A 9,486-nucleotide genomic window follows, 5' to 3' on the forward strand; every position below is an offset into this window, starting at 1 on the left:
GCGGATTTCGCAACAGTGCTGGAGGCCGCGTAAACCGCGACATTCGGTCGCAGGGTGGTAAGTTTCATGACAGAAGTTTCATCTCCAGACCCATGCGAACCCTTGTGTAGGAGCTGCCGAAGGCTGCGATCTTTTGATCTTGCCCTTTAAAGTCAAAGTCAAAAGATCGCAGCCTTCGGCAGCTCCTACACAGGGGATTTGTGTTGAGTCATGAGGTTTTCTGCAGGCCAAAAAAAACGCCCCGAACCAGTCGGGGCGTTTTCATGTGCGGCTCAGCGGTGGGGAATTACTTGCCTTCCCAGCGCTTCAGTACCAGCGTGGCGTTGGTGCCGCCGAAGCCGAAGCTGTTGCTCATCACGGTGTTGATAGTGGCGTTCTCGCGGGTCTTGGTCAGCACCGGCAGATCGGCCACTTCCGGGTCGAGCTCGTCGATGTTGGCGGAGCCGGCGATGAAGTTGCCTTCCATCATCAGCATGCAGTAGATCGCTTCGTGCACGCCGGCGGCGCCCAGGGAGTGACCGGACAGGCTCTTGGTCGAGCTGATCGCTGGAGCCTTGTCGCCGAACACTTCACGCACACCTTTCATTTCCGCGACGTCGCCGACCGGAGTCGAAGTGCCGTGGGTGTTCAGGTAGTCGATCGGGGTGTCGACGGTGGACAGCGCCTGCTGCATGCAGCGGATCGCGCCTTCGCCGCTCGGGGCAACCATGTCGTAGCCATCGGACGTTGCGCCGTAGCCAACGATCTCGGCGTAGATCTTCGCGCCACGGGCCAGAGCGTGTTCCAGCTCTTCGACGACAACCATGCCGCCGCCGCCAGCGATGACGAAACCGTCGCGGTCCTTGTCGTAGGCGCGGGAAGCTTGTTCCGGGGTGTCGTTGCGCTTGCTGGACAGGGCGCCCATCGCGTCGAACAGGAACGACTGGCTCCAGTGCTCTTCTTCACCGCCACCGGCGAAGACGATGTCGTGCTTGCCCATCTGGATCTGTTCCATGGCGGTACCGATGCAGTGAGCACTGGTGGCGCAGGCAGAAGCGATGGAGTAGTTCAGGCCCTTGATCTTGAACGGCGTGGCCAGGCAAGCGGAAACGGTGCTGCTCATGGTCCGCGTTACGCGGTACGGGCCAACGCGCTTCACGCCTTTCTCGCGCAGGATGTCCAGCGCTTCCATCTGGTTCAGCGTGGAAGCACCACCGGAACCAGCGATCAGGCCGGTACGCGGATTGGACACTTGCTCTTCGGTCAGGCCGGAGTCAGTGATGGCATCTTTCATGGCCAGGTAGGCGTAAGCCGCTGCATGGCCGACGAAGCGATAGATCTTGCGATCGATCAGCTCTTCAAGGTTGAGGTCGATGGAGCCGGAAACCTGGCTACGCAGACCCATTTCAGCATATTCCGGGTTGAACCGGATGCCAGGGCGGCTTGCACGCAGGTTAGCGGAGACGGTCTCTTTGTCATTGCCCAGGCACGAAACGATGCCCAGACCAGTGATAACGACGCGGCGCATGCGAATAACCCTTAGAAGTTGTCAGTGGAGGTGAACACGCCGACGCGCAGGCCTTCGGCGGTGTAGATTTCGCGTCCGTCGACACTGACCGAACCATCGGCGATGGCCATGTTCAGCTTGCCCTTGAGGACGCGTTTGATATGAATGTTATAGGTGACTTTCTTCGCGGTCGGCAGCACCTGACCGAAGAATTTCACTTCGCCCGAACCCAGCGCACGGCCGCGGCCCGGCAGGCCTTGCCAGCCCAGGAAGAAACCGACCAGTTGCCACATGGCATCCAGACCCAGGCAGCCCGGCATTACCGGATCGCCTTCGAAATGGCAGGCGAAGAACCACAGGTCAGGGTTGATATCCAGCTCGGCGACCAATTCACCTTTGCCGTACTTGCCGCCTTCTTCGCTGATATGGGTGATGCGATCCACCATCAGCATGTTCGGGGCGGGCAGTTGCGCGTTACCTGGGCCGAACAGCTCACCGCGACTGCAGCGCAGCAGGTCTTCCCGAGTAAAGGCGTTTTGTTTGGTCATGCGAGCTCCTCAATAATCCCATGCGGCAGGTGGGGCAGATCTTCCCGACCGTTCAAGGCGTTCATGCCTCGAACCGGCAGCCTACTCATAGACTATTGCGTTGTGGTGAAAGTCACAGCACCAAGGACATGAATGTACACTTGTGCACTGAAATTTTTAATCAAGCCCCTTTTGGGGCTCGTTCGGGTGCCTAAGACTGCCGCACTTTCGCTTTTCACGCCAGTCGCAGATGGTCGAAAGGCCCACACTACGACACCCAGCGCTGCAAAATCTGCTGCAGGTCATTGCGTTTGAACGGCTTGGCCAGGTAATCGTTCATCCCCGCTGCCAGACAGGTTTCGCGATCGCCCTGCAAGGCGTTGGCGGTCAGCGCGATGATCGGCACATCGCGGCGTCCGGGCAGGTCGCGTATCTGTCGCGTGGCCTCGTAGCCGTCGATGATCGGCAATCGGCAATCCATCAGAATCACTTCGAATTCGCCGCCCTCGGCACTGCGCACCGCTTGTGCGCCATCGGTCGCCACGCTGACCGCGAAGCCCAGGCTGCGCAGCATTGCCTCGATCACGGTCTGGTTGACCGGATTGTCTTCGACCAGCAACACATGGCGTCCCTCGCCCTGACCACTGCCGTTCAGGGTGCGCGGCGCGGCCAGCGCTGGCATTGCCTGCTTATATAGCGCCAATGGAATTTCCAGAGTGAATACCGAACCGCGTCCTTCCTCACTCTGCGCGCGCAAGGTGCCGCCCATACGTTCGGCCAAAGTCCGCGCGATCGGCAGACCAAGGCCGGTGCCACCGTAACGACGGGAGATCGAACTGTCGGCCTGCTGGAAGGCGTTGAACATCAGCTCCAGACTCTCAGAAGAAATACCGATGCCGCTGTCACGCACCGAGCAGGTGAACCACAGCAGGTCATGGTCCAGCGACTGCCATTGCGCCTCGATGCTGACCCGGCCCTGCTCGGTGAACTTCAAGGCATTGCCGACCAGATTGACCAGAATCTGCCGGATCCGCGTCGGATCGCCCTGCACCTGCAAGCCGCGCATGTCGTCGGGAATGCGCAGATTCAGTGCCAGGCCGCGCTGCACGGCGCTGTGCTGGAACGATTGCGCGCAGGCGCCGATCAGCTCGGCGAGGTTGAACGGGATGTGCTCAAGCTCCAGCTCCGAACGTTCGATCCGCGAGAAGTCGAGAATGTCGTTGATGACCTTGAGCAAATGCTCGGTCGACTCCGAAGCGAGCGCGGCGTATTCGACCTGCTCCTCGGTCATCTCGGTGGTTTCAAGCAACTGCAACATGCCCAGTACGCCGTTCATGGGCGTGCGCAGTTCATGGCTCATCATCGCAAGAAAATCCGATTTGGCGTTGTTGGCCTTTTCCGCCTCTTCGCGGGTCTGGATCAACTGCGCCATCGCCTGCTGCTGCTCGCGGCTGGCCTGTTCCAGCGCCTGAGCAAGGTTATTGATGTGCTGCGACAGCGCGCCCAGTTCGGTGTCGTCGACAATCGGCAGCGGGGTTTTGTAATCGCCTTCCTGAATCGCCTTGACCGCATCGCCAATGTCACGGATCGGCTGGGACAGACTGCCGGCCAGACGACGGGCGACGACGAAGGTGAAGAGCAGGGCGAACAGCGCGAGAATCCCGGCCTTGAACAGGATTTCCTGCTGGCGCTGACTGAAAGCATCGCTGGACAGGCCGACGATCACTCGCCCCAGATAATCCTCGCCGGCGGCGCTGTTGCTGACCTTGCCGTCCTGGAAGAAGTCGTTGTGCAAGGCGATCCGCTGCAAACGCACCGGTGCCTGGAACACTTCGACCTGATGCGGGCGGCTGTGGCTATCAGCCGGTTGTTCGACATACACCAGAATCCGGTTGGCGCTGTCCTGCACTTCGAGAAAGCGCACGTTGGGCGTGGCCAGTGTCGCCTTGAGCAGGCTTTCCAGCACTTCGTTGTTGCCGGAGATCACCCCGTATTCCGTGGCAGGCGCCAGTTGGTTGGCAATCAACTGGCCAGTGTGGTTCAGCTCCTGGCGCAAATCCTGGATGCGCACGAAGGTAAAGAAGCTGATCAACAGCAACGTCAGCAACAGCGCCGGCCCGAGGCTGATCAGCTGCGTGCGGGTGTTGATGTCCCAACGGCGACGAAAACTCATGGGCGGCGCTCTCCTTCGGCCAAGGCACTGGCGACAGATGCTTCATTCAGCGGTTCGATGCCTAAGGAACGAGCCACCTGCGCATTACTTGAGACTTTGAAACGAGCGGGGTAAAGCGTTCGCGGCCATGCGCTGGTGGGCTGATCGAGCAAATGGTCGAGAATCGCCAGCCAGTCGCTCTGGTCGCTGTAGGTACTGGCGAGGCTGCCAGCGCGAACGAATGCAATGTTGGGGCCGATCAGCGCAACCTGACGCGAGTAGCTGCTGAGCAGGAGGTTTTTCGCCGTTTGCGAGTTGTACAGATCGGGGTCATCGAGGCCGAGCAAGACGTCGCTGCTTTTCAGCACCGCTTGCAGCGGACGGCTGTCGTGGATGTTGTCCCAGCGCTGGCTGACAATCTCCAGGTTCAGCGGCCGCGCAGCCGCGCGCAATTCGTCAATGAGGAATTCGCCGTGCTCATCGAACAGCACGCCGACCCGCCGCGCCTGCGGCAAGATCCGCCGGATCAGTTGCAGTTGCCGGCTCAGCGGCGGGTCGCTCCAGAGCAGGCTCAGGCGCGCCGGTTGGGCATCGGCGAAACGCTGGCGCGCCTGCAAGCGGCTGATGCGCAACACCAGCGTCGACGGGCCTTGTGAGTCTTGCAGACGCCAGTCGAGGCTGGGCAGATCGAGCAGGATCAAGCGCAGACTGGCCGGCAGTTTGCCCGGAGCCGGCAAACTGGCCAGCGGCTGGAACCGCACATTGTCGGTCGGGCGCAGTTCACTCAGCGCTTGCACGAAGGCCTGCACGCCGGGGCTTTCCTCGGCGCCGGTCAACAGAATATCCGCCGCTTGCACCGCGACGCCGTGCAGCCACGCGGTCATGAACAGGCAGAGCCCGGCCAGCCAGTGGCCCAGGGTGGGCGTCTTCCGTGACGGGCCGGTGCGCATCCTAGAACTCCAGCTCGGCACTGAAATACATCACCCGGCGTTCGTCGTAATTATTGTCGACGAAGGTGTTCGGCTGATGGTCGAGACGCTGTTGCAGCACGCCGGCCAATTGCAGCTGAGCTTTGCCAATGGCGATGCGTTTGGCGATGTGCGTGTCGACGCGTTCGAAGCGATAGCCGTTGAGCGCGTTGTCGCCGTAATAAAAGAGGGCGCTGTTCCAGCCATGCCCCCAATTGCGCAGCCAACCGGCGGAACCACTGTTGCGCGAGGTCAACTGTTGGTCCAGCGGATTGCTCGCCTCGGCGTCGACGAAGGCGTAGGTCAAACGCAAGCGGTCGGCGCTGCTGAGGTGCCAGTCGAGTTGCGTTTCGGTGCCACGAAAGCGCGAGCTGTTGGCATTGCTGGCGATGTATTGGTTGTTGCGCAGCGGCTCGCTGATCATGCCGGTGATTTCGTCGTAGAACAGCTTCACGTCCACGGCCAGACCGAGTTCGGCGAAATAACCGTTGTAGCCCAATTCGCGAGAACGCATGTGCTCCTGATCGAGATCGCCGGGGCCACGGGTCTTGACGAAATAGCGCGCCGACGACTGGCCGTAGGCCGAGGGTCGCAGGTTGCTGACCTGATAGCTCCAATTGACGTTGTTCTCGAACATGTCCGGCGAACGGATCGCCTCGGAGTACACCGCGCGCAGGCCGTGACGCGGGTTGATCAGGTAGTTGACCGCGAAGCGCGGGGTCAGCGAGCTGCCGATCAGTTGCGTGTCTTCGAACATCGCGCCGCCCTGCACCAGCCAGTGCTCGGTCGCGCGCCATTCCAGTTGGCCGAAGGCGCGCCAGGTGGTGTCGTCGAGGGTGCCGTTGAAATAGGTCTCGGAATCGGCACGGTCGTAGCGGTAATTCAGGCCGCTGACCAGTCGCAGGCTGTCGGACAGGCTGAGGGTGTCCTGCAGCTCGAGGTCGTAGCGCGATTCGCGGGCGCTCTGGTCGATATCGCCGCACAAGGTCTGGCTGGCGCCATTGCGCCATTGCTCGAGCACTTGATTGGCCAGCGCCATTTCCTGCGGCGTGCCGGGCGCCGCGCCGGGGCCGGTGAACTGGGTGATGTTGCGCGCCAGCCGTTCGGTGTAATTCGGGTTGAGCTGCCACAGCTGCGTCAGTTCAGGGCTGAACGACACCTCGGCATCGCAGGCGCGCCAGACTTGCTGGCGATCCCAGTGCTGCGCCGAACCTTGCACATAAAGGCTATGTTCGGGATTGATATCGAGGTTCCAGCGCACCGAACCGGCGTAATCCTTGGCCACCACGTCGGAATTGTTCCCGGCGTCGGTAATCCCCGAGAACACCGGGCGGTAGGTATAAGGTCGCTGATTGCTGCCGTCCTTGGCGTTGAGCTGCCAGTCGAGGCTTTGCCCTTCATTGAGGTCGTGGCTGACCGCCAGGCTCAGACGATTCAAGCGCCGACTGTCGCGATAATCGGCGCCGTTGCGGTCGCTGTCGAAACCGTCGTCTTCCTGGCCGGACAGCGACAGGCGCAGATCGCCGCCATCCCAACCGGTGCCCTGGCTGGCATAAAAGTCGTTGATGCCACGCTGGCCGCGAGTGATCTTCAAACGCGTGCCGTGGCTGTCGGCCGGGTGGCGAGTGATGATGTTGATCACTGCCATCAACGCGTTGGCGCCGTAGCTGACGGTGTTCGGGCCACGAAACACCTCGATCCGCTCGATGTCTTCCATCGCTACCGGGATATCACTCCAGTCCACCGTCGCCAGGCCTGCGCGATACACCGAGCGGCCATCGATCAACACCTGCATGCGCCGTGCTTCGCTGGCGTTGGTGCCGTGGTAATTCACCGCCGGCTGATTGCCGTTGATGCTGCCAACCATCATCCCCGGCACCAGTCGCAATAGCTCGCTGATGTCGCGGGCACCGCTGGCGCTGATCAATTCGCTGTCGAGAACGGTCATGCTCCCGGGCACTTCCGCTGGCGTCTGTTTCAGCCGCGTGGCTGTGAGTACCTGCGGCAACGTCTGGCTGTCGACGAACAGGTCGTCCGCCAGCACCAGCGGGCTGAACAGCAGCGCCAGTAGCAGCGGCGAGCGCGGGGGAGGAGGGCCAGAAAACACGACACAGCCTGCAGAGAGAAGAATTGGCGCGCATGTTAACCGAGGGCGGCGACTTTTCCAGTGACGTTGCAGGCATTTTCCTAGGTTTTATTGGTCTTCTTCCTACAAATGTCGGTAATTGTTGCTGGGGCTGGCCGCGACCGGGTCGCGCCGTATAATGCCCGGCATCGCCACTGGTATGGATTAACGGATTGCATATGACTGAACAGCGCCCGATTGCGGTCCTGGGAGGCGGAAGTTTTGGTACCGCCGTGGCCAATCTGCTGGCCGAGAACGGCCATCAAGTCCTTCAGTGGATGCGTGACCCCGAGCAGGCCGAGGCCATCCGGGTCAACCGCGAAAACCCGCGTTACCTCAAAGGCATCAAGATTCTGCCGGGAGTGACCGCTGTCACCGACCTGCAAGCCACTCTCGATGCCTGCGATCTGTGCTTTGTCGCGCTGCCATCCAGCGCCTTGCGCACGGTACTCGCCGCCCACGCCGAGCGCTTGAGCGGCAAGATGCTGGTCAGCCTGACCAAAGGCATCGAAGCGCAGACCTTCAAGCTGATGAGCCAGATTCTCGAAGAGATCGCCCCGCAGGCGCGCATCGGCGTGTTGTCCGGTCCGAACCTGGCACGGGAAATCGCCGAGCACGCACTGACCGCCACGGTGGTCGCCAGTGAAGACGAAGAACTGTGCAAAGCGGTGCAAGCCGCCCTGCACGGGCGCACCTTCCGCGTCTACGCCAGCGCCGACCGTTTCGGTGTCGAGCTGGGCGGGGCGTTGAAAAACGTTTACGCGATCATCGCCGGCATGGCGGTGGCGCTGGAGATGGGCGAGAACACCAAGAGCATGCTGATCACTCGCGCCTTGGCCGAGATGACCCGCTTTGCGGTGAATCAGGGCGCCAACCCGATGACCTTCCTTGGTCTGGCCGGGGTTGGCGATCTGATCGTCACCTGTTCGTCACCCAAGAGCCGCAACTACCAGGTCGGCTTCGCCCTCGGTCAGGGCTTGAGCCTCGACGAAGCGGTGTCGCGTCTCGGCGAGGTCGCCGAAGGGGTCAACACCCTCAAGGTGCTCAAGGCCAAGTCCCAGGAAGTCGGCGTGTACATGCCGCTGGTCGCCGGGCTGCACGCGATCCTGTTCGAAGGACGCACGCTGGAGCAGGTGATCGGTCTACTGATGCGTGCCGAGCCGAAAACCGACGTCGACTTTATTTCCACCAGCGGTTTCAACTGATTCAGCTGTTACACGGACAGGAAGCAAGCCATGAACGATCCGAAAAGCGAAACCCAGTACGAATCCATCCTCCTGCGGGTGTTGTGGATGATCGTTTATCTGCTGGTCTGGCAAGTCGCGCAGTTCATCCTCGGCGCGGTGGTATTGGTGCAACTGATCTACCGCCTGATCTACGGCGCACCGAGCGCCAGCCTGATGAATTTTGGCGACAGCCTCAGCCAGTTCCTCGCGCAGATCGGCCGCTTCGGCACGTTCCACAGTGACCAGAAGCCCTGGCCGTTCGCCGACTGGCCGGCGCCGCGCACCCCGGAAGGAGAAGCGCCGCACACCGTCGCCCCGGCCGCGCACCCGGTGCGCGATGAGGAGCCCAAACTATGAAACTGTGGGTATTGCGTCATGGTGAGGCGGTGCCTCACGGTTCGAAAATCGATTCCGAGCGCGAGCTGACCGAGCATGGTCGTAACGAAGTCCTGCGCAGCGCGGCGCATTTGATGGGCCAGCCGCTGACGGCGATCTACGCCAGCCCTTATGTGCGGGCGCAGCAGACCGCGCAGATTGTCCGCGAGGCATTGGGTTTCGAGCCGGAAATCCGTACGGTCGAGTGGCTGACGCCGGAGAGCGATCCGGACAAGGTCGCCGAGCAATTGGTGTCGGTGAGCAATGTGCTGCTGGTCAGCCACAACCCGTTGGTGGGCAACCTGCTCAGCTATCTGCAGCACGGCGCCGGGCATCCGCCGGAGCGGGTAAGTACAGCGGGGCTGGCCGAGCTTGAGCACAGCGAGCTGCTGATTGGCTCGATGAAGCTCAATAGCCTCAAGCACCCTTAACGCCATATCCCTGTGGGAGCGAGCCTGCTCGCGAAGGCGGCGTGTCATTCACCCTTTTTGGGGCTGACATACTGCATTCGCGAGCAGGCTCGCTCCCACATTGATTTCTGCCAACCCATGAAATTATTTGTTTGAAAATTCCAACCAAGCACTTGCTTGGTTGACTACGCTTGCTCCAGACCAAAAAAACAGGAGC

General features: G+C 61.2%; 8 protein-coding genes. 3 read left to right on the forward strand and 5 right to left on the reverse strand.

The window, feature by feature from the left end; translation table 11 throughout:
* Positions 1-286: 286 nt before the first annotated feature.
* The 5 genes from fabB to D6877_RS25840 form a co-directional block, all read right to left on the reverse strand.
* Positions 287-1,507 (reverse strand): beta-ketoacyl-ACP synthase I, encoded by a 1,221-nt coding sequence (gene fabB, locus D6877_RS25820; RefSeq protein ID WP_130912535.1) that lies wholly within the window; start codon positions 1,505-1,507, stop codon positions 287-289.
* 11 nt (positions 1,508-1,518) lie between these two features.
* A complete protein-coding gene (gene fabA, locus D6877_RS25825; RefSeq protein ID WP_024013962.1) occupies positions 1,519-2,034 on the reverse strand; it encodes a 3-hydroxyacyl-[acyl-carrier-protein] dehydratase FabA in 516 nt (171 codons plus the stop codon).
* A 247-nt stretch (positions 2,035-2,281) separates the two neighbouring features.
* The gene (locus D6877_RS25830) at positions 2,282-4,186 is read right to left on the reverse strand and encodes an ATP-binding protein (protein ID WP_130912536.1); all 1,905 of its coding nucleotides are present in this window, start codon (positions 4,184-4,186) and stop codon (positions 2,282-2,284) included.
* Positions 4,183-5,115 (reverse strand): ABC transporter substrate-binding protein, encoded by a 933-nt coding sequence (locus D6877_RS25835; protein WP_016773650.1) that lies wholly within the window; start codon positions 5,113-5,115, stop codon positions 4,183-4,185. Before D6877_RS25835 ends, D6877_RS25830 begins: the two co-directional genes overlap by 4 nt.
* Before the next feature lies 1 nt (position 5,116).
* Positions 5,117-7,240, reverse strand: coding sequence for a TonB-dependent receptor (locus tag D6877_RS25840; RefSeq protein WP_130912537.1), 2,124 nt, complete (start codon positions 7,238-7,240; stop codon positions 5,117-5,119).
* 197 nt (positions 7,241-7,437) lie between these two features.
* On the opposite strand from D6877_RS25840, the gene D6877_RS25845 reads away from it, so the two are divergent.
* From D6877_RS25845 to sixA, 3 genes are read left to right on the forward strand one after another with little or no spacing between them, the layout of a single operon-like run.
* Complete coding sequence (locus D6877_RS25845; RefSeq protein WP_024013958.1) at positions 7,438-8,463, forward strand: NAD(P)H-dependent glycerol-3-phosphate dehydrogenase; 1,026 nt, start codon at positions 7,438-7,440, stop codon at positions 8,461-8,463.
* A 30-nt stretch (positions 8,464-8,493) separates the two neighbouring features.
* A complete protein-coding gene (locus D6877_RS25850) occupies positions 8,494-8,841 on the forward strand; it encodes a DUF4389 domain-containing protein (protein WP_016773653.1) in 348 nt (115 codons plus the stop codon).
* The gene (sixA, locus tag D6877_RS25855) at positions 8,838-9,290 is read left to right on the forward strand and encodes a phosphohistidine phosphatase SixA (protein ID WP_130912538.1); all 453 of its coding nucleotides are present in this window, start codon (positions 8,838-8,840) and stop codon (positions 9,288-9,290) included. Before D6877_RS25850 ends, sixA begins: the two co-directional genes overlap by 4 nt.
* The last annotated feature ends 196 nt before the right edge of the window (positions 9,291-9,486 follow it).

Source organism: Pseudomonas sp. Sample_9 (assembly GCF_004307535.1).
GTDB lineage: Bacteria > Pseudomonadota > Gammaproteobacteria > Pseudomonadales > Pseudomonadaceae > Aquipseudomonas > Aquipseudomonas mercuritolerans.

Coding starts and splice junctions, on each gene's coding strand:
- fabB (WP_130912535.1), bottom strand. CDS start 1,507: ATGCGCCGCGTCGTTATCACTGGTCTGGGCATCGTTTCGTGCCTGGGC.
- fabA (WP_024013962.1), bottom strand. CDS start 2,034: ATGACCAAACAAAACGCCTTTACTCGGGAAGACCTGCTGCGCTGCAGT.
- D6877_RS25830 (WP_130912536.1), bottom strand. CDS start 4,186: ATGAGTTTTCGTCGCCGTTGGGACATCAACACCCGCACGCAGCTGATC.
- D6877_RS25835 (WP_016773650.1), bottom strand. CDS start 5,115: ATGCGCACCGGCCCGTCACGGAAGACGCCCACCCTGGGCCACTGGCTG.
- D6877_RS25845 (WP_024013958.1), top strand. CDS start 7,438: ATGACTGAACAGCGCCCGATTGCGGTCCTGGGAGGCGGAAGTTTTGGT.
- D6877_RS25850 (WP_016773653.1), top strand. CDS start 8,494: ATGAACGATCCGAAAAGCGAAACCCAGTACGAATCCATCCTCCTGCGG.
- sixA (WP_130912538.1), top strand. CDS start 8,838: ATGAAACTGTGGGTATTGCGTCATGGTGAGGCGGTGCCTCACGGTTCG.